Source organism: Acidovorax sp. GW821-FHT11A03 (genome assembly GCF_058809075.1).
The window spans coordinates 23,540-41,682 of sequence record NZ_JBXASG010000012.1 but is presented as its reverse complement, the minus strand read 5'-3'; the positions used below and the strand labels follow the sequence as shown (position 1 = coordinate 41,682).

Sequence of the window (18,143 nt, the reverse complement as noted above, 5' to 3'; positions counted from 1 at the left end):
TCTCCTTAAGCCTGACCACGTGCGCGCAGGTCTGCGAGCACCGAGTCGATACCGTTCTTGTCGATCAAACGCAGGGCAGCGCTCGAAACACGCAGGCGAACCCAGCGGTTTTCGGTCTCGACCCAGAAACGGCGGTATTGCAGGTTCGGCAGGAACCGGCGCTTGGTTTTGTTGTTGGCGTGGGAAACATTGTTTCCGACCATGGGCTTCTTGCCCGTTACGTCGCAGACGCGTGCCATGAGGACACTCCGATACTTTTAACGGCCGTTCGCTGGGCCCTGGGGTTGTTTCCCCAGGTTGGCTTGCGGCCTCACCTCGCCAGAATAAAGGGTGGCGGTAACCCGATTTGCCTGTTTCGAAAGGACCGCAAAAGCGGGCCGAATTCAGCAAAGCCGCAGATTATAGCCTGATGCCCAGTTTTTGATCAACTCTCCTGTTCCAGGAAGCGCTGGGCGTCCAGCGCGGCCATGCAGCCCGTGCCGGCGCTGGTGATGGCCTGGCGGTACACATGGTCCTGCACGTCGCCCGCGGCGAAGACGCCCGGCACGCTGGTCTGGGTGGCAAAACCCTTGAGCCCACCCTGGGTGATGATGTAGCCGTTTTCCATCTCCAGCTGGCCCTGGAAGATCTCGGTGTTGGGCGCATGCCCGATGGCGATGAAGCAGCCTTGCAGCTGGATGTCTTGCGTGCTGCCGTCCTTGGTGCTCTTGATGCGGATGCCGGTCACGCCGGTGTTGTCACCCAGCACTTCGTCGAGCGTGTGGAACAGCTTGAGCTCGATCTTGCCCGCCGCGACCTTCTCGTTGAGCTTGTCCACCAGGATGGGCTCGGCCTTGAACTTGTCCCGGCGGTGCACCAGGGTGACCTTGCGGGCGATGTTCGACAGGTACAGCGCTTCTTCCACCGCCGTATTGCCACCGCCGATCACGCAGACGTCCTGCTCGCGGTAGAAGAAACCGTCGCAGGTCGCGCAGCCGGACACGCCCTTGCCCATGAAGGCCTCTTCCGAAGGCAGGCCCAGGTACTTGGCGGAGGCGCCCGTGGCCAGGATCAGCGCGTCGCAGGTGTAGGTGCCGCTGTCGCCGGTGAGCGTGAAGGGGCGCTGGCTGAAATCGACCTTGTTGATATGGTCGAAGATCACCTGGGTCTTGAAGCGCTCGGCGTGCTCCAGGAAGCGCTGCATCAGCTCGGGGCCTTGCACGCCGTGCACGTCGGCGGGCCAGTTGTCCACCTCGGTCGTGGTCATCAGCTGGCCGCCCTGGGCCATGCCGGTGATGAGCACCGGATTCAGGTTGGCCCGTGCGGCATAGACGGCCGCCGTGTAGCCCGCGGGGCCGGAGCCAAGAATCAGAACTTTCGCGTGTTGGGTGGTGGACATGGTAAAAGCCTGTGTTTTGCGCCCGCTACATGGGGCGCTGTTGGGAAAGCTGGGGCTGAGCCGCCGAGTATCAACCGGCGGCCGGGGGTGCAAGCGGCCCCTTTTTCAATCACGGCGATTGTAAGAACCCATTGATGACCCGTTGCGACTCCGGTTGGGTCGCGCACCTGAGAGGAGAAGTATTCATGTCGACGATGTTGTCCAACCTGGACCTGCTGCGCCGGGTTCCGCTGTTCTCGCTGCTGACGGTGACGCAGGCCGAGGTGATCAGTGGCGCGGTGATCAAGCGCCGCTTCAAGCGGGGCGAGGCGCTGGTGGAGCAGGGGCAGAAGTCCAATGCGCTGTTCATCCTGCTCACGGGACGCGCCCGGGTGATGACCTCCGACAGCCGGGGGCGCGAGGTGATCCTGGCCACGCTCTCGCAGGGCGACTACCTGGGCGAGATGAGCATCATCGACAACGAACCCCATTCGGCCACGGTGCGTGCCGAGGTGCAGACCGACGTGCTCATGCTCGGCCGCGCCGAGTTCGCCCGCTGCCTGACCGAGAACGCCTCGATGTCGCTGGTCGTGATGCGCGGCCTGGTCAAGCGCCTGCGCCATGCCGACCGCAAGATCGAGTCGCTGGCGCTGCTGGACGTGTACGGCCGGGTGGCCCATGCGCTGCTGGACTTCGCGCTGCCGGATGCCCAGGGCCAGCTCGTGATCAAGGACAAGATCTCGCGCCAGGACCTGGCCAAGATGGTGGGCGCCTCGCGCGAGATGGTCAGCCGCGTGATGAAGGACCTGGAAGAGCGTGGCTTCGTCGAGGTCCTGCCCAGCGGCGCCACCCTGCTCAAGGACCGGCTGAACGCCCTGGGTTGACGGCGCCGCGGTGTGGCTGCCTTTCGGCACACATCCCCTGCGGTGCTTGGGGTAAGCTCGCCCGGCACGCATATGACCTATTCCCTCAATACCCTGAATGCATCGGCGGCGGCCAAGTCGCCGCCCCGCACGGGCGCTGCCCGTTTTGGCCATGAAATCGGCCTCATGGTGGGGCTGCTGGCCCTGGTTTTCTGGCTTCTGGCCCTGTTCAGCTATTCGGCGCAGGATGCCGCCTGGTCCACCTCGGGCGTCCGGGGCGGACGCATGGTCGCCAACTGGGCGGGCCGGTTCGGCGCGTGGCTGGCCGATGGCAGCTACTTCGCGCTGGGGTTTTCGGTGTGGTGGTGCGTGGCGGCCGGCGTGCGCGCCTGGCTTTCGTCGCTGGCGCGCTGGATGCGCGGCGGAGAGTCCGTTGCGGGGGCCGCGGGCCCGATGCGGCGGCGGGCACTTTTCTGGGCCGGCCTGGTGGTGCTGATGTGCTCCAGCACCGCGCTGGAATGGTCGCGCCTGTACCGGTTTGAATCCTTCCTGCCCGGGCATGCCGGTGGCGTGCTGGGCTACATCATGGGCCCCGCCTGCGTGAAGTGGCTGGGCTTCACGGGCTCGGGCCTGCTGGCCATCGTGCTGGCGGTGCTGGGCGCGGCGCTGGTGTTCCGCTTCTCGTGGGGCCACGTCGCGGAGTTCGTGGGCGGCCGCATCGACGCGCTGGTGCAGTCGCGCCTGGCCCAGCGCGAGGTGGCCAAGGACGTGGCCGTGGGCCGCAAGGCCGCGCGCGAGCGCGAGGTGGTGGTGCTGGAGGAGCGCACCGAGAGCGAGGTGCACCATCCCGAGCCCATCCAGATCATCGAACCCGTGCTGGTGGAGGTGCCGCAGAGCACCCGCGTGGTGAAGGAGCGCCAGAAGCCCCTGTTCACCGAGATGCCCGACAGCAAGCTGCCGCTGGTGGACCTGCTCGACGGCCCGCTGCAGCGCCAGGAGACCGTGGCGCCCGAGACGCTGGAGATGACCAGCCGCCTCATCGAGAAGAAGCTCAAGGATTTCGGCGTGGAGGTGCGCGTGGTAGCCGCCATGCCCGGTCCGGTGATCACGCGCTACGAGATCGAGCCCGCCACGGGCGTGAAGGGCTCGCAGATCGTGGGCCTGGCCAAGGACCTGGCGCGTTCGCTCAGCCTGGTGTCCATCCGCGTGGTGGAGACCATCCCGGGCAAGAACTACATGGCGCTGGAGCTGCCCAACGCCAAGCGCCAGTCCATCCGCCTGTCCGAGATCCTCGGCTCGCAGGTCTACCACGAGGCCAAGAGCATGCTCACCATGGGCCTGGGCAAGGACATCGTGGGCAATCCGGTGGTGGCAGACCTCGCCAAGATGCCGCACGTGCTGGTGGCCGGCACCACGGGCTCGGGCAAGTCGGTGGGGATCAACGCCATGATCCTCTCGCTGCTGTACAAGGCCGAGGCGCGCGATGTGCGCCTGTTGATGATCGACCCCAAGATGCTGGAAATGTCGGTCTACGAAGGCATCCCGCACCTGCTGGCGCCCGTGGTGACCGACATGAAGCAGGCGGCGCACGGCCTGAACTGGTGCGTGGCCGAGATGGAGCGCCGCTACAAGCTCATGTCCAAACTGGGCGTGCGCAACCTGGCGGGCTACAACGTCAAGATCGACGAAGCCAAGGCGCGCGAGGAGTTCATCTACAACCCCTTCAGCCTGACGCCCGAGGAGCCCGAGCCGCTGCAGCGCCTGCCGCACATCGTGGTCATCATCGACGAGCTGGCCGACCTGATGATGGTGGTGGGCAAGAAGATCGAGGAGCTGATCGCCCGCCTGGCGCAGAAGGCGCGGGCAGCCGGCATCCACCTGATCCTGGCCACGCAGCGGCCCAGCGTGGACGTGATCACCGGCCTGATCAAGGCCAATATCCCGACCCGCATCGCGTTCTCGGTGGGCTCCAAGATCGACAGCCGCACCATCCTGGACCAGATGGGCGCAGAAGCCCTGCTGGGCATGGGCGACATGCTCTACATGGCCAGCGGCACCGGCCTGCCGATCCGGGTGCATGGCGCCTTCGTGTCGGACGAGGAAGTACACCGTGTCGTCAGCTACCTCAAGGAACAAGGGGAGCCGGACTACATAGACGGCGTGCTCGAAGGCGGAACTGTGGATGGCGAGGGTGATCTGTCAGGGGAGGGCGGCGGCGACGGGGGTGAGAAGGACCCCATGTACGACCAGGCCGTCGAAGTGGTGCTCAAGGACCGCAAGGCGAGCATCTCGTACGTGCAGCGCAAGCTGCGCATTGGCTACAACCGCTCTGCGCGTTTGCTGGAAGACATGGAAAAGGCGGGCCTCGTCAGTGGCCTGACCACCAGCGGCCAGCGCGAGGTTTTGGTGCCGGCGCGCAGCGAGTGACCCGGGCGGGGCGCCAAGCCCGGCCCATGCCCCTTACAGGAGTTTTTGTTGAAAAAGATCGCCACTGCAATTTTGATAGCTGCCAGCGCGACACTGGCAAGCGCTGATGGCCTGAAAAGCCTTGAATCCTTCATGAAGGGCACGCAGACCGGCCGGGCGGACTTCAGCCAGACGGTGACCTCGCCGCCCAAGGACGGGCAGACCGCGCGCACCAAGACTTCCAGCGGCAGCTTCGAGTTCCAGCGCCCCGGGCGCTTCAAGTTCGTCTACAAGAAACCTTTCGAGCAGACCATCGTGGCCGACGGCCAGACCCTGTGGCTCTACGACGTGGACCTGAACCAGGTCACCCAGCGCGCACAGGCGCAGGCCCTGGGCACCACCCCGGCGGCGCTGCTGGCCTCGGCGCCCGATCTGTCGGCGCTGAAGGCCGAATTCACGCTGGAGTCCGCGCCGGACCAGGATGGCCTGCAGTGGGTGCTCGCCAGCCCCAAGGCCAAGGACGGCCAGCTCAGGAGCGTGCGCGTGGGCTTTGCCGGCGAGCAGCTCGCGGCGCTGGACATCCTGGACAGTTTCGGCCAGCGCTCGCTGATCCGTTTTACCGGCATGCAGGCCAATGCCGTGCTGCCCGCCGGCACGTTCCAGTTCAAGCCCCCGGCCGGGGCGGACGTGGTCAAGCAGTAATGTTCTGCGGCGGCCGGTTGCCGGTGCGTGGATTTCCGGCTTGCTATTGAATAGATAGCTATCGGCGCCTTCCGGCAGGGCGCTGGCGGCCACAAGGGACCGCAAGGATGGCGCTGGCTGCCCGGGCGCGGCTCACCCCAGCAGCAGCAAGGCAAGGCCGATGGCGGCCGGCACGGACTGGATGAACAGGATCTTGCGGCTGGCCGTGGCCGCCCCATACAGGCCGGCGACCAGCACGCACAGCAGGAAGAACACCTTCACGCCCAGACCGGCGTCTCCCAGCGTCAGCCCCCAGAACAGGCCTGCCGCCAGGAATCCGTTGTAGAGCCCCTGGTTCGCCGCCAGCACCTTGGTCGCGGCGGCCTGCTCGCGGGATTGGCCAAAGGCGCGCCGTCCGGCGGGCTTTTCCCAGAGGAACATCTCCAGCACCAGGATGTACACGTGCAGGAGGCCGATCAGACCGACGACGATATTGGCGGCAAGGGACATGAAAACTCCATGGGGTGGTGGCAGGCAGGGGCCGCGGGTGCGGTGCGAGGGCACCACGGTAATCCATTTCAGGCCGCGGGTGTTGCCCGGTACAGTCACCTGGGCGCGCCAGGTCGTGGGCGTGCCTCCCCTTGCGCGCGCGGCGAAGAAAGAAAGAGTGCTGCCGGCGGCCTGGTTCCCGACGGTGCCCTTGCCGGAGCGCGGCGGCCGGTTGTGTTGGAATGGCGGCATGAAGACCGTTTTCCGCCTGCGCACCCGGGCCGCGCAGCCAGCCGATCCTTGCGTGCCTGGCGCCCTGTCGCGCCAACTGCCCTCTCTGCATGCCCTCGCCACCGGGCCGCGCGCCCCGGCCGCCCGTTCTGGCGCCCGCGCCGCGGGGGGCTGAGATGGCCGCCCGCAACGCCCCCCCCGAAACCTCGCAGGCGATCCACCGCCCCCTGGCCGAGCGCCTGCGGCCCCGCACGCTGGGCGAGGTGATCGGCCAGCAGCATGTGCTGGGCCCGGGCATGCCGCTGCGGCTCGCGTTCGAGTCGGGCCGCCCGCACAGCTGCATCCTCTGGGGGCCGCCCGGCGTGGGCAAGACCACCATCGCGCGCCTGATGGCCGATGCGTTCGATGCGCAGTTCATCAGCATCAGCGCCGTGCTGGGCGGGGTCAAGGACATCCGCGAGGCCGTGGAACGCGCCGAGGCAGCGCGCGACGGGCTGATGCAGCAGCGCACCATCGTCTTCGTCGACGAGGTGCACCGCTTCAACAAGAGCCAGCAGGATGCCTTCCTGCCGCATGTGGAGAGCGGGCTGTTCACCTTCATCGGCGCGACCACCGAAAACCCCTCGTTCGAGGTGAACTCCGCGCTGCTGTCGCGCGCCGCCGTCTATGTGCTGCAGCCGCTGTCCGAGCAGGATTTGAAGCAGATTGTGGCCCTGGCCCAGGCGGAACAAGCGCTTCCAGCTATTGAAGATGTAGCAATCGAGCGCCTGGTGGCCTACGCCGACGGCGATGCCCGCCGCCTGCTCAATACGCTCGAAACCCTGGCGATGGCGGCGGCCCAGGAGAAGCTGCCCGAGATCACCGATGCCTGGCTGCTCAAGGTGCTGGGCGAGCGCATGCGCCGCTACGACAAGGGCGGCGAGCAGTTCTACGACACCATCAGCGCGCTGCACAAGTCGGTGCGGGGCTCCGACCCCGACGCCGCGCTGTACTGGCTGGTGCGCATGCTCGACGGCGGTGCCGATCCGCGCTACATGGCCCGCCGCCTGGTGCGCATGGCCAGCGAGGACATCGGCCTGGCCGACCCGCGCGCGCTGCGCCTGGCGCTGGATGCGACCGAGGTGTACGAGCGCCTGGGCAGTCCCGAGGGCGAACTGGCCCTGGCCGAATGCGTGGTGTACCTGGCCGTCGCGCCCAAGTCGAACGCGGTCTACAAGGCCTACAACGCGGCCCGCGCCTGGGTGAAGAAGGACGGGACCCGCCCCGTGCCCATGCACCTGCGCAATGCACCAACCCAGCTCATGAAGCAGCTGGACTACGGCAAGGGCTACCGCTACGCGCACGACGAGGAGGGCGGCTTCGCGGCGGGCGAGAACTACCTGCCCGAAGGCATGCCGGAGCCCGGTTTCTACGCGCCGGTGGAGCGCGGGCTCGAAATCAAGATCGCACAGAAGTTGCGTGAACTGCGGGACCGCAATGTGTCGGCCGATTCCGGGGACGGGCAGGGCGGCGGCACCTGATCGGCCGGCAGGGGCGGGGGCGCGCCCCCTTCATGCCGATTTGGCATGAATTGGGTAATAAGTTCGCACATCAATTTTCCTGCTTGCATCATGTGCGCTTATGAATTGCGTTGCCCGCTGATGTGGCCCCAACCCGAGGGAAAACCCCGCCCGGCTTGGCGGGGGCCGCTTGTGACTACTCGCTACAATCCCGTCCACAAACCCGCACAGCTGCACTTCTGGCGGGTTTTTTGCTAGATGGCAGTCGGGCCCACAAGGCTGTACCGATTCCGGTGCCAAAGCGGTGGGTACGTTACAAACGAAGGACTTCTCTTATGGACATTTTGCTGCAACAGATCATCAACGGTCTGGTACTCGGCAGCATGTACGCCTTGATAGCCTTGGGCTACACCATGGTGTACGGCATTATTCAGCTGATCAATTTCGCCCACGGCGAGGTGCTGATGATCGGGGCTCTGACCAGTTGGAGCTGTATAGGAATGATGCAGGCCGCGATGCCGGGCGCGCCTGGCTGGCTGATCCTGCTGCTGGCGACCCTCATTGCCTGCGTGGTCGCCGCGACGCTCAATTTCGTGATCGAGAAGGTGGCCTACCGGCCCCTGCGCAACAGTCCGCGCCTGGCACCCCTGATCACCGCCATCGGCATGTCGATCCTGCTGCAGACGCTGGCGATGATCATCTGGAAGCCCAACTACAAGCCCTATCCCACGATGCTGCCCAGCACGCCGTTCCAGGTCGGCGGCGCCTTCATCACCCCCACGCAGATCCTGATCCTGGGCGTGACGGCCGTGGCCCTCGCTTCCCTCGTGTACCTGGTGAACCACACCAACCTGGGCCGCGCCATGCGCGCCACGGCCGAGAACCCCCGCGTGGCCTCGCTCATGGGCGTCAAGCCCGACATGGTGATCTCCGCCACCTTCATCATCGGCGCCATCCTGGCGGCCGTGGCCGGCATCATGTATGCCTCCAACTACGGCACGGCGCAGCACACCATGGGCTTCCTGCCCGGGCTCAAGGCCTTCACGGCAGCCGTGTTCGGCGGCATCGGCAACCTGGCCGGCGCGGTGGTCGGCGGCATCCTGCTGGGCCTCATCGAAGCCATCGGCTCGGGCTACATCGGCACGCTCACGGGCGGCCTGCTGGGCAGCCACTACACCGACATCTTTGCGTTCATCGTGCTCATCATCATCCTGACGCTGCGCCCCTCGGGCCTGCTGGGTGAGCGTGTGGCGGATCGCGCCTGAGGAGCCTAGGACCATGAAGAACACCAAAACCAACTGGATCATCGGCGCCGTCGCGCTGCTGGTGCTGCCGCTGATCCTGCAATCCTTCGGCAACGCCTGGGTGCGCATCGCCGACCTGGCCCTGCTGTATGTGCTGCTGGCCCTGGGCCTGAACATCGTGGTGGGATACGCCGGCTTGCTGGACCTGGGCTACGTGGCGTTCTACGCCGTGGGCGCCTACCTGTTTGCCTTGATGGCTTCGCCGCACCTTGCGGACAACTTTGCGGCCTTTGCCGCCATGTTCCCCACCGGCCTGCACACCTCGCTGTGGCTGGTCATACCGTTGGCGGCATTGCTCGCGGCGTTCTTCGGGGCGCTGTTGGGAGCCCCCACGCTCAAGCTGCGGGGCGACTACCTGGCCATCGTCACGCTGGGCTTCGGCGAAATCATCCGGATCTTCCTGAACAACCTGGACCACCCCGTCAACCTGACCAACGGCCCCAAGGGCCTGGGCCAGATCGACTCGGTCAAGGTCTTTGGCCTGGACCTGGGCAAGCGGCTGGAGCTGTTCGGCTTCGACATCAACTCGGTCACGCTGTACTACTACCTGTTCCTGATCCTGGTGGTGATCTCCATCGTGATCTGCTACCGCCTGCAGGATTCGCGCATCGGCCGCGCCTGGATGGCCATCCGCGAGGATGAGATCGCCGCCAAGGCCATGGGCATCAACACCCGCAACATGAAGCTGCTGGCCTTCGGCATGGGCGCTTCGTTTGGCGGCGTGTCGGGTGCGATGTTCGGTGCGTTCCAGGGCTTCGTGTCGCCCGAGTCGTTCAGCCTGATGGAGTCGGTCATGATCGTCGCCATGGTGGTTCTGGGCGGCATCGGCCACATCCCTGGCGTGATTCTGGGGGCCGTGCTGCTGTCGGCCCTGCCCGAGGTGCTGCGCTACGTCGCCGGTCCGCTGCAGGCCATGACGGACGGCCGCCTGGACTCCGCCATCCTGCGCCAGCTGCTGATCGCGCTGGCCATGATCGTCATCATGCTGATTCGCCCCCGCGGCCTGTGGCCCTCGCCTGAGCACGGCAAGAGCCTGACGCAGAAGACCTGAAGCAGAACACCACCGAAAGTTAGCAATGACAGAGAAATCCAATGAAGTGGTGCTGAAGGTCGCCGGCATTTCCAAGCGCTTTGGCGGCCTGCAGGCCCTGTCCGACGTCGGGATCACCATCCAGCGCGGCCAGGTCTATGGCCTGATCGGCCCCAACGGAGCGGGCAAGACCACGTTCTTCAATGTGATCACGGGCCTGTACACCCCCGACAGCGGCACGTTCGAGCTGGCCGGCAAGGCCTACGAGCCCACCGCCGTGCACGAAGTGGCCAAGGCAGGCATCGCCCGCACCTTCCAGAACATTCGCCTGTTCGCCGAGATGACGGCGCTGGAGAACGTGATGGTCGGCCGCCACATCCGGACCAAGTCCGGGTTGCTCGGCGCCGTGCTGCGCACCAAGGGCTTCAAGGAAGAAGAAGCCGCCATCGCCAAGCGCGCGCAGGAGCTGCTTGACTACGTGGGCATCGGCAAGTTCGCCGACTACAAGGCGCGCACCCTGAGCTATGGTGACCAGCGCCGCCTGGAAATCGCCCGCGCCCTGGCCACCGACCCGCAGCTGATCGCCCTGGACGAGCCCGCCGCCGGCATGAACGCCACCGAGAAGGTGCTGCTGCGCGAGCTGATCGACCGCATCCGCAACGACAACCGCACCATCCTGCTCATCGAGCACGACGTGAAGCTGGTGATGGGCCTGTGCGACCGCGTGACGGTGCTCGACTACGGCAAGCAGATCGCCGAAGGCAACCCCGCCGAAGTGCAGAAGAACGAAAAAGTGATTGAGGCCTATCTGGGCACCGGAGGACATTGAGAATGGCCGAAAAATCCAACAAGGTACTGCTGCAGGTCAAGGGCCTGAAAGTGGCCTACGGCGGTATCCAGGCCGTCAAGGGCGTGGACTTCGAAGTGCGCGAAGGCGAGCTGGTCTCGCTGATCGGCTCCAACGGCGCCGGCAAGACCACCACCATGAAAGCCATCACCGGCACCCTGGGCATGAACGATGGCGACATCCTGTACCTGGGTGAAAGCATCAAGGGCAAGGGCGCCTGGGACCTGGTGAAGAAGGGTCTGGTGATGGTGCCCGAAGGCCGTGGCGTGTTCGCGCGCATGACCATCACCGAGAACCTGCAGATGGGCGCCTACACGCGCAGGGACAAGGCGGGCATCCTGGCCGACATCGAGAAGATGTTCACCATCTTCCCGCGCCTGCGCGAGCGCAAGGACCAACTGGCCGGCACCATGTCGGGCGGCGAGCAGCAGATGCTGGCCATGGGCCGCGCGCTGATGAGCCAGCCCAAGGTGCTGCTGCTGGACGAGCCCTCCATGGGCCTGTCGCCCATCATGGTGGACAAGATCTTCGAGGTGGTGCGCGACGTGTACGCCCTGGGCGTGACCATCCTGCTGGTGGAGCAGAACGCGAGCCGCGCGCTGGCCATTGCCGACCGCGGCTACGTGATGGAGTCGGGCCTCATCACGATGACGGGCCCCGGCCAGGAACTGCTGAGCGACCCCAAGGTGCGGGCGGCCTACCTGGGCGAATAACCCGCCTGCCGCGCATTGGGCGCCGTGGGCGCCACCGGAAAAAAGGCACTGCCCAGCCGAAGTGCCTTTTTTCATGGCGGCACGAACCGCCGCCGGCAGGAAGGCATCTGTGCTCGATTTGCTATTTATTTCGTAGCAAAAAAGGATGGTGCGTCAGGCGCCATGGGCTTGTTTTGTCCATAATCTGGCCCCTTGCCGTCTTTCTGCCGTCCACGCTGCACCGCCATGAACGCCCTGCAATCCCTGCCGATCTCGCTCCAGACCGTCCTGCTCCTGATCGCCAGCAATGTCTTCATGACCTTTGCCTGGTACGGGCACCTCAAGAACCTGGCCACGTCGCCCTGGTACACCGCCGCGCTGGTGAGCTGGGGCATCGCCCTGTTCGAGTACCTGCTGCAGGTGCCGGCCAACCGCATCGGCTTCACGCAGTTCAATGTGGGCCAGCTCAAGATCATGCAGGAGGTGATCACGCTGGCCGTGTTCGTGCCGTTCGCGGTGTTCTACATGGGCCAGCCGCTGAAGTGGGACTACCTGTGGGCGGGCCTGTGCCTGGTGGGTGCGGTGTACTTCATCTTCCGAAGCGCCTGAGCCCGCCCGCGCCCCGGCGGGGCGGACGGTTAAACTCCCCGGGTCACGGAACAGTCATGTTTCTGTCATGACGCCGTCCCTCTTTTCAGAAATCCGATCCCCCTCCAGGAGCCCCCATGCTGTTTGCCAAGCTGTTGCCACGCGAAGGCAATTTTTTTGAAATGTTCAACCAGCATGCGGACCGCATCGTGGAAGCGGCCCGCGCTTTTTCGCAACTGGTGGCCAATTACAACGACCCGCACCTGCGCGACAAGTACAACCAGGACGTGGACAACGCCGAGCGTGCCGCCGACCGCGTGACGCACGAGGTGAACAAGGCCATCCACAAGACCTTCATCACCCCCATCGACCGTGAGCAGATCCACACGCTCATCAACACCATGGACGATGTGGCCGACCTGATCCAGGATTCCGCCGAAACCATGGCGCTCTACGACGTGCGCCACATGACCGAGGAGATCACGCGCCTCACGGACCTGAGCCTCAAGTGCTGTGAACGCCTGCGCGACGCCGTCAAGCTGCTCGACAAGATCGCCGACCCGGCCGTGGCCGAGGCCGCGCTCAAGACCTGCGAGGAGATCGACAAGCTCGAGTCCGACGCCGACCGCGTGATGCGCAGCGCCATGAGCAAGCTCTTTCGCGAGGAGCCCGATGTGCGCGAGGTGATCAAGCTCAAGGCGATCTACGAGCTGCTCGAGACGATCACCGACAAGTGCGAGGACGTGGCCAACTGCATCGAGGGCATCGTCCTCGAGAACTCCTGATCCCCGCGGGCTGACCAGCATGGAAACCGTACAAACGGCCCTCTGGGTTGTGGTCCTGCTCGTGGCGCTGGCGATCCTGTTCGACTTCATGAACGGGTTCCACGACGCCGCCAACTCCATTGCCACGGTGGTCTCCACCGGCGTGCTCAAGCCCGCGCAGGCGGTGCTGTTCGCGGCATTCTTCAACTTCGTGGCGATCTTCGTCTTTCACCTGAGCGTGGCCGCCACGGTGGGCAAGGGCATCGTGCAGCCCGGTGTGGTGGATACGCACGTGGTGTTTGGCGCCCTGGTGGGCGCCATCACCTGGAACGTGATCACCTGGTACTACGGCATTCCCAGCAGTTCCTCGCATGCGCTCATCGGCGGCATCGTGGGCGCGGTGATCGCCAAGGCGGGCGCCAGTGCGCTGATCTCCGCCGGCATCCTCAAGACCGTGGCGTTCATCTTCGTCTCGCCGCTGCTGGGCTTCACCCTGGGCTCGATCATGATGGTGGCGGTGGCCTGGATCTTCCGGCGAACGCGGCCGAGCAAGGTGGACAAATGGTTCCGCCGGCTGCAGCTGGTGTCTGCGGGCGCTTACAGCCTGGGCCACGGCGGCAACGATGCGCAAAAGACCATCGGCATCATCTGGCTGCTGCTGATTGCGACGGGGTATTCTTCGGCGTCCGACGCATCACCACCGACCTGGGCCATCGTGAGCTGCTATGTGGCCATCGGCCTGGGCACCATGTTCGGCGGCTGGCGCATCGTCAAGACCATGGGCCAGAAGATCACCAAGCTCAAGCCCGTGGGCGGCTTCTGCGCGGAGACGGGTGGGGCGATGACGCTGTTTCTTGCGACCACGCTGGGCATCCCGGTCTCGACCACGCACACCATCACGGGTGCGATTGTCGGCGTGGGCTCCACCCAGCGCGCCAGCGCTGTGCGCTGGGGCGTGGCGGGCAACATTGTCTGGGCCTGGATACTGACCATCCCGGCCAGCGCGTTCGTCGCGGCCGTGGCGTACTGGATCAGCCTGCAGATGTTCTGAGCCTGGAATCCTTGATTTGCTATTAGATATGTAGCTAACAAGGCAATCCAGATAAGCGCTAACGCCCCAATTGAATGCAAATTCAATGGGGCGTTTGTCCTGGTGCCAGCGGGGTCACTGCGAGATCTTGCGGGCTTCCTCGATCTGGTACTCGAAATACCGTTGAAAGCTGAACGCGAGGCTGGCCATCAGCACGGCGGTGCCGACCATCAGCGAGACCACGATGGCGCCGATGGTGATCCATTGCGTCCTGCCGGCCGGGGCGTCGGGTGCGGCGGCTGGGTTGTAGCGCGCGTTCCACGCCTCGGGTGTTTTCAGCGCGAACAGGATGGCCTGCAATGCGCAGCCGGCGATCGTGAAGCCCAGCAGGGGAATCAGCATCCAGCTGTAGTGGTCGTCCTGGCCGAGCTGCTGCACGCGCTGGATGCCGTAGATGCCCAGCGCCGTGGGAATCGGCAGCAGCCAGCCGAGCAGGTCGCCCAGGCCGTGAAGATAAAAGCGGTGCAGGCCCAGAGGGCCGCCGAGGAAGGCCAGCCAGGCGGCCAGGGTCTTGTTCTTCATCGCCGGGCCGTCCCGGGAAAAAATGCGGCTGCCTCGGGGGCCGTGGTCACACGAAGCGGGAGAGCGTGGGGGGTATGTTCCATGCCCCGATTATTCAGGCGAACTGGTATCGCCCGCACCCAGGGTCTTTTCCATGAGCACGATGTCGCGCCAGGCGCCGAATTTCCAGCCCACCGAGCGCATGACGCCCACGTCGGTGAACCCCAGCGACCGGTGCACGCCGATCGAGCCCAGGTTGGCCGAATCGCCAATCACCGCCAGCAACTTGCGCACCCCGGCCGCCTCGGCCTGGACGGCCAGCTCGGCGAGCAGCTTGCGGCCCACGCCCATGCCGCGGGCGTCGTCGGCCACGTAGATCGAGTCCTCGGCCGAAAAGCGGTAGGCCGGGCGTGGCTTGAACCAGTTGGCGTAGGCAAAGCCCGTCACCCGCCCATCTTTTTCGGCCACGATGTACGGCAGATTGCGCGCCAGCACGTCGGCCCGGCGGCCCGCCATGTCGGTTTCGGTGGGCGGATCGATCTCGAAAGTGCCTGTTCCGGTCAGGACGTGGTGGGCATAAATGGCGGTGATGGCCGCGATATCTTCGTCGCGGCTGGGGCGGATGGTAGGCATTTGCGGGGAAGTGGATATAATCGTGGGCTTTGCAGCGTGTCGCTGGCCGGGTGGCCATGTCGCGTGTCTCAAGCGTTGCGAATATGGTTGCGAACACTGTGGCTCAAGGCAAATGTTGCCGGAGTTCACCACCCGAAGGATAAATCATGGTCGTCATTCGACTCTCCCGCGGCGGCTCCAAGGGCCGTCCTTTCTTCAATATCGTCGTTGCTGACAAGCGCGTGCGCCGTGACGGCCGCTTCATCGAGCGCATCGGCTTCTACAACCCCACCGCCAAGGAATCCGAAGAAGGCCTGCGTATCGTGCAAGACCGTCTGACGTACTGGAAGAGCGTGGGCGCCCAGTCCTCGCCTACCGTGGACCGCCTGATCAAGCAAGCCGCCAAGAAGGCTGCTTAAAGCTCCCTGAAAAGGGCGGGTTCCGTCGGCTTGCCGCGCGGAACCCGCCCTTTTCCTATTCTGGAATCACCACCATGGCCGCCACCCTGACCCTCGAACCTGCCGAGCTGCCCCCCGATGCCATCGAAGTGGGCCGCATCGCCGACGCCTGGGGGGTCAAGGGCTGGTTCAAGGTGCTGCCCCACAGCAGCAGCCCCGAGGCACTGTTTTCCTCCAAGCGCTGGTACCTGCAGCCGTCCGAGCGCGGGGCCAGGACGTTCACCGGGACCGTGCTGCTGCCCATCCGGCAGGCCAAGGACCATTCCGACACCGTGGTGGCCTGGGCGCAGGGCATTGACGACCGCAATGCTGCGGAGGCCTTGCGCGGCGCGCGCATCTTCGTGCCGCGATCGAGCTTTCCGTCCACCACGGACGACGAGTACTACTGGGTCGACCTGATCGGCCTTGCGGTCCTCAACCGCGAAGGCGTGGCGCTCGGCGAGGTGCGGGAGCTCATGTCCACCGGTCCGCAGACGGTGCTGGTGCTGGCCTACGAGCAGGACGGCAAGGCGCTGGAGCGCATGATTCCCTTTGTCTCGGCCTTCGTCGACAAGGTGGACCTGCCGGAAAAGCGCATCACGGTGGACTGGCAGCCTGATTACTGATCGGCCTTGACGGACCGCGCCGCGCACCATGCGCTTTGACCTCATCACCCTGTTCCCCGAGCTGTTCGCGCCCTTCCTGGCCAGCGGCGTGACCCGGCGCGCCTACGCCAGCGGCCAGGTTGATGTGCGCCTGTGGAACCCGCGGGACCATGCCGACGGCAACTACCGCCGTGTGGACGACCGCCCCTTTGGCGGCGGCCCGGGCATGGTGATGATGGCGGAGCCCCTCGCGCGGTGCCTCTCGGCCATCCGGGCCGAGCGCGGCGAGCTCCAGGGCAGCCAGGCGCCGCTGGTCCTTTTTTCGCCCATTGGCGAGTCGCTCAACCATGCGGCCGTGGAGCGCTGGTCGGCCAGCGCGGGGGCCATCCTGCTGTGCGGGCGCTACGAGGGCATCGACCAGCGATTCATCGACGCCCATGTCGATGTGCAGATGAGCCTGGGCGACTTCGTGCTGTCAGGAGGCGAAATCGCAGCCATGGCCTTGCTGGACGCCGTGGCGCGCCTGCAGCCCGGCGTGCTCAATGACGAGGGTAGCCACCAGCTCGACAGCTTCAATCCGGCGCTCGATGGCCTGCTGGACTGCCCCCACTACACGCGCCCCGAGGAATGGGCAGGGCAGCAGGTGCCGGCCGCGCTGATGTCCGGCCACCACGCGCACATCGAGCGCTGGCGGCGCGACCAGCGCCTGGCCATCACGGCCCGGCACCGGCCCGACCTCATCGACGCCGCGCGAAAGGCAGGGCGGCTGGCGCCCGCTGACGAGGCGGTATTGGCCAAGCTCGCCTGAATTGCTATAATCAAAGGCTTTTCGATCCTCTGGCCGGCCGTTTTGACAGGGAGTTCTCCCGCGAAACACTGAGACGTCAATCCCGACGCAGCCATTTTTGGCGCGGACAAGATCGCTAGGAAACTCACATGAACCTGATCCAGACCCTGGAAGCGGAAGAAATCGCCCGCTTGAACAAGACCATCCCCGAATTCGCCCCTGGTGACACCGTCATCGTGAGCGTGAACGTGGTGGAAGGTACCCGCAAGCGCGTGCAGGCCTACGAAGGCGTGGTGATCGCCAAGCGCAATCGCGGCCTGAACAGCGGCTTCACCGTGCGCAAGATCTCCAGCGGCGAGGGCGTGGAACGTACGTTCCAGACCTACAGCCCGCTGATCGCCAGCATCGAAGTCAAGCGCCGTGGCGACGTGCGCCGTGCCAAGCTGTACTACCTGCGTGACCGCAGCGGCAAGTCGGCACGTATCAAGGAAAAGCTGCCTTCGCGCGTCAAGGTTGCAGCCACCGCCGCATAAGGCGCGGGCTCGTCCTGACAAGGCCGCTACAGCATCTGCCTGTAGCGGCTTTTTGTTTTCTGGTCCGTTGAACCCCCTTTCGTGAACCCATCTTCCATCCCTGCCGTTTCGTCGGTCATTGCGCCGCTGTCGAGCCTGCCCGACTTCGACCCCCGCCTCGTGCCGGTGGTGGGGGTGGATGCGCACCTGCCCGCGGTGCCGGCGGCCGCGCAGACGCCGCAGGCGCTGCGCGCGCGCTTCGCGCACCCGCCCCGCTGGGAGCCCGAGGTGCTGCTGGAGAAGAAGTTCATGAACCGCGAGCCGGCCCACGCGTCGGTCCTGCTCGCCATCGTGCTGCGCGAAGAGCCCATGGTGCTGCTGACCGAGCGCACGGCCCATCTGTCCACACATTCGGGGCAGGTGGCCTTTCCAGGAGGGCGGGCAGACGCTGGCGATGCTTCCCCCGCCGACACGGCCTTGCGCGAAGCGCAGGAAGAGGTGGGGCTCGGCCGCGAGTTCGTGGAAGTGCTCGGAACCCTGCCGACCTATGTCACGGGGTCGTCCTTCATCATCACCCCCGTGGTGGCGCTGGTGCGGCCCGACTGTGTCCTGCAGCCCAATCCCTACGAGGTGGCGGACCTCTTCGAGGTGCCGCTGGATTTCCTGCTGAACCCCGCCAACCACCGGCGCCATGTGTTCGACCGCGATGGCGTGCACCGCGAGTGGTTCTCGATGCCGTACCAGGATGGTGGCAAGAACCACTACATCTGGGGTGCCACGGCGGGCATGCTGCGCAACTTCTACCGCTTCATGATGGCCGAGTGAGGCCTCCCCGGCCGGGGCTGTCC

Annotated in this window: 21 protein-coding genes; 16 read left to right on the top strand and 5 right to left on the bottom strand. The window is 65.5% G+C overall.

What is annotated here, in order from left to right; all coding sequences use genetic code 11:
- Nucleotides 1-5 precede the first annotated feature (5 nt).
- Nucleotides 6-239 carry a 50S ribosomal protein L28 gene (rpmB, locus tag AC1RVY_RS25280; protein ID WP_007859763.1) on the bottom strand — a complete coding sequence of 78 codons (234 nt, stop codon included), beginning with the start codon at nucleotides 237-239 and terminating at the stop codon, nucleotides 6-8.
- A gap of 185 nt (nucleotides 240-424) precedes the next feature.
- A complete protein-coding gene (gene trxB / locus AC1RVY_RS25275) occupies nucleotides 425-1,378 on the bottom strand; it encodes a thioredoxin-disulfide reductase (RefSeq protein WP_492808840.1) in 954 nt (317 codons plus the stop codon).
- A gap of 185 nt (nucleotides 1,379-1,563) precedes the next feature.
- Between trxB and AC1RVY_RS25270 the strand changes: the two genes are divergently transcribed.
- The 3 genes from AC1RVY_RS25270 to lolA all read left to right on the top strand — a co-directional run bounded on the left by AC1RVY_RS25270 (nucleotide 1,564) and on the right by lolA (nucleotide 5,328).
- The gene (locus AC1RVY_RS25270) at nucleotides 1,564-2,241 is read left to right on the top strand and encodes a Crp/Fnr family transcriptional regulator (RefSeq protein WP_369643086.1); all 678 of its coding nucleotides are present in this window, start codon (nucleotides 1,564-1,566) and stop codon (nucleotides 2,239-2,241) included.
- 72 nt (nucleotides 2,242-2,313) lie between these two features.
- The gene (locus tag AC1RVY_RS25265; protein WP_492808838.1) at nucleotides 2,314-4,647 is read left to right on the top strand and encodes a DNA translocase FtsK; all 2,334 of its coding nucleotides are present in this window, start codon (nucleotides 2,314-2,316) and stop codon (nucleotides 4,645-4,647) included.
- A 48-nt stretch (nucleotides 4,648-4,695) separates the two neighbouring features.
- Complete coding sequence (gene lolA, locus AC1RVY_RS25260; protein WP_492808836.1) at nucleotides 4,696-5,328, top strand: outer membrane lipoprotein periplasmic chaperone LolA; 633 nt, start codon at nucleotides 4,696-4,698, stop codon at nucleotides 5,326-5,328.
- Nucleotides 5,329-5,460: 132 nt separating this feature from the next.
- Here the strand turns inward: lolA and AC1RVY_RS25255 are convergent, their stop codons facing one another.
- A complete protein-coding gene (locus AC1RVY_RS25255; RefSeq protein WP_218295726.1) occupies nucleotides 5,461-5,817 on the bottom strand; it encodes a DUF1304 domain-containing protein in 357 nt (118 codons plus the stop codon).
- Between the two features lie 386 nt (nucleotides 5,818-6,203).
- On the opposite strand from AC1RVY_RS25255, the gene AC1RVY_RS25250 reads away from it, so the two are divergent.
- The 8 genes from AC1RVY_RS25250 (at nucleotide 6,204) to AC1RVY_RS25215 (ending at nucleotide 13,802) form a co-directional block, all read left to right on the top strand.
- On the top strand, nucleotides 6,204-7,547 hold the full coding sequence (locus AC1RVY_RS25250) for a replication-associated recombination protein A (protein WP_492808834.1): 1,344 nt from the start codon (nucleotides 6,204-6,206) through the stop codon (nucleotides 7,545-7,547).
- Between the two features lie 314 nt (nucleotides 7,548-7,861).
- Complete coding sequence (locus AC1RVY_RS25245; protein WP_218295724.1) at nucleotides 7,862-8,791, top strand: branched-chain amino acid ABC transporter permease; 930 nt, start codon at nucleotides 7,862-7,864, stop codon at nucleotides 8,789-8,791.
- A gap of 13 nt (nucleotides 8,792-8,804) precedes the next feature.
- On the top strand, nucleotides 8,805-9,881 hold the full coding sequence (locus AC1RVY_RS25240) for an ABC transporter permease subunit (RefSeq protein ID WP_369643083.1): 1,077 nt from the start codon (nucleotides 8,805-8,807) through the stop codon (nucleotides 9,879-9,881).
- Between the two features lie 25 nt (nucleotides 9,882-9,906).
- Nucleotides 9,907-10,689: an ABC transporter ATP-binding protein gene (locus AC1RVY_RS25235; RefSeq protein WP_218295722.1), complete on the top strand. Its 783-nt coding sequence runs from the start codon at nucleotides 9,907-9,909 to the stop codon at nucleotides 10,687-10,689.
- Between the two features lie 2 nt (nucleotides 10,690-10,691).
- Nucleotides 10,692-11,420 (top strand): ABC transporter ATP-binding protein, encoded by a 729-nt coding sequence (locus tag AC1RVY_RS25230; protein ID WP_218295721.1) that lies wholly within the window; start codon nucleotides 10,692-10,694, stop codon nucleotides 11,418-11,420.
- Nucleotides 11,421-11,645: 225 nt separating this feature from the next.
- Nucleotides 11,646-12,008: a DMT family protein gene (locus tag AC1RVY_RS25225; RefSeq protein ID WP_218340022.1), complete on the top strand. Its 363-nt coding sequence runs from the start codon at nucleotides 11,646-11,648 to the stop codon at nucleotides 12,006-12,008.
- A gap of 116 nt (nucleotides 12,009-12,124) precedes the next feature.
- Complete coding sequence (locus tag AC1RVY_RS25220) at nucleotides 12,125-12,772, top strand: DUF47 domain-containing protein (protein ID WP_010463500.1); 648 nt, start codon at nucleotides 12,125-12,127, stop codon at nucleotides 12,770-12,772.
- Between the two features lie 19 nt (nucleotides 12,773-12,791).
- Entirely contained in the window at nucleotides 12,792-13,802 is a 1,011-nt protein-coding gene (locus AC1RVY_RS25215; protein WP_218295719.1) for an inorganic phosphate transporter, read from the top strand.
- Between the two features lie 114 nt (nucleotides 13,803-13,916).
- Here the strand turns inward: AC1RVY_RS25215 and AC1RVY_RS25210 are convergent, their stop codons facing one another.
- Nucleotides 13,917-14,363, bottom strand: coding sequence for a TM2 domain-containing protein (locus AC1RVY_RS25210; protein WP_218295718.1), 447 nt, complete (start codon nucleotides 14,361-14,363; stop codon nucleotides 13,917-13,919).
- A gap of 90 nt (nucleotides 14,364-14,453) precedes the next feature.
- Nucleotides 14,454-14,975, bottom strand: coding sequence for a GNAT family N-acetyltransferase (locus tag AC1RVY_RS25205; RefSeq protein ID WP_369643082.1), 522 nt, complete (start codon nucleotides 14,973-14,975; stop codon nucleotides 14,454-14,456).
- 146 nt (nucleotides 14,976-15,121) lie between these two features.
- Here AC1RVY_RS25205 and rpsP point away from each other — a divergent pair, with 146 nt between their 5' ends.
- From rpsP to AC1RVY_RS25180, 5 genes are all read left to right on the top strand, one after another.
- Nucleotides 15,122-15,373: a 30S ribosomal protein S16 gene (gene rpsP, locus AC1RVY_RS25200; protein WP_008904984.1), complete on the top strand. Its 252-nt coding sequence runs from the start codon at nucleotides 15,122-15,124 to the stop codon at nucleotides 15,371-15,373.
- Between the two features lie 74 nt (nucleotides 15,374-15,447).
- The gene (gene rimM / locus AC1RVY_RS25195; RefSeq protein ID WP_218295716.1) at nucleotides 15,448-16,017 is read left to right on the top strand and encodes a ribosome maturation factor RimM; all 570 of its coding nucleotides are present in this window, start codon (nucleotides 15,448-15,450) and stop codon (nucleotides 16,015-16,017) included.
- A 28-nt stretch (nucleotides 16,018-16,045) separates the two neighbouring features.
- The gene (gene trmD / locus AC1RVY_RS25190) at nucleotides 16,046-16,804 is read left to right on the top strand and encodes a tRNA (guanosine(37)-N1)-methyltransferase TrmD (RefSeq protein ID WP_218340024.1); all 759 of its coding nucleotides are present in this window, start codon (nucleotides 16,046-16,048) and stop codon (nucleotides 16,802-16,804) included.
- A gap of 128 nt (nucleotides 16,805-16,932) precedes the next feature.
- Nucleotides 16,933-17,316 carry a 50S ribosomal protein L19 gene (gene rplS / locus AC1RVY_RS25185; protein ID WP_218295714.1) on the top strand — a complete coding sequence of 128 codons (384 nt, stop codon included), beginning with the start codon at nucleotides 16,933-16,935 and terminating at the stop codon, nucleotides 17,314-17,316.
- An 81-nt stretch (nucleotides 17,317-17,397) separates the two neighbouring features.
- A complete protein-coding gene (locus tag AC1RVY_RS25180) occupies nucleotides 17,398-18,120 on the top strand; it encodes a CoA pyrophosphatase (protein ID WP_218295713.1) in 723 nt (240 codons plus the stop codon).
- Nucleotides 18,121-18,143 lie beyond the last annotated feature (23 nt).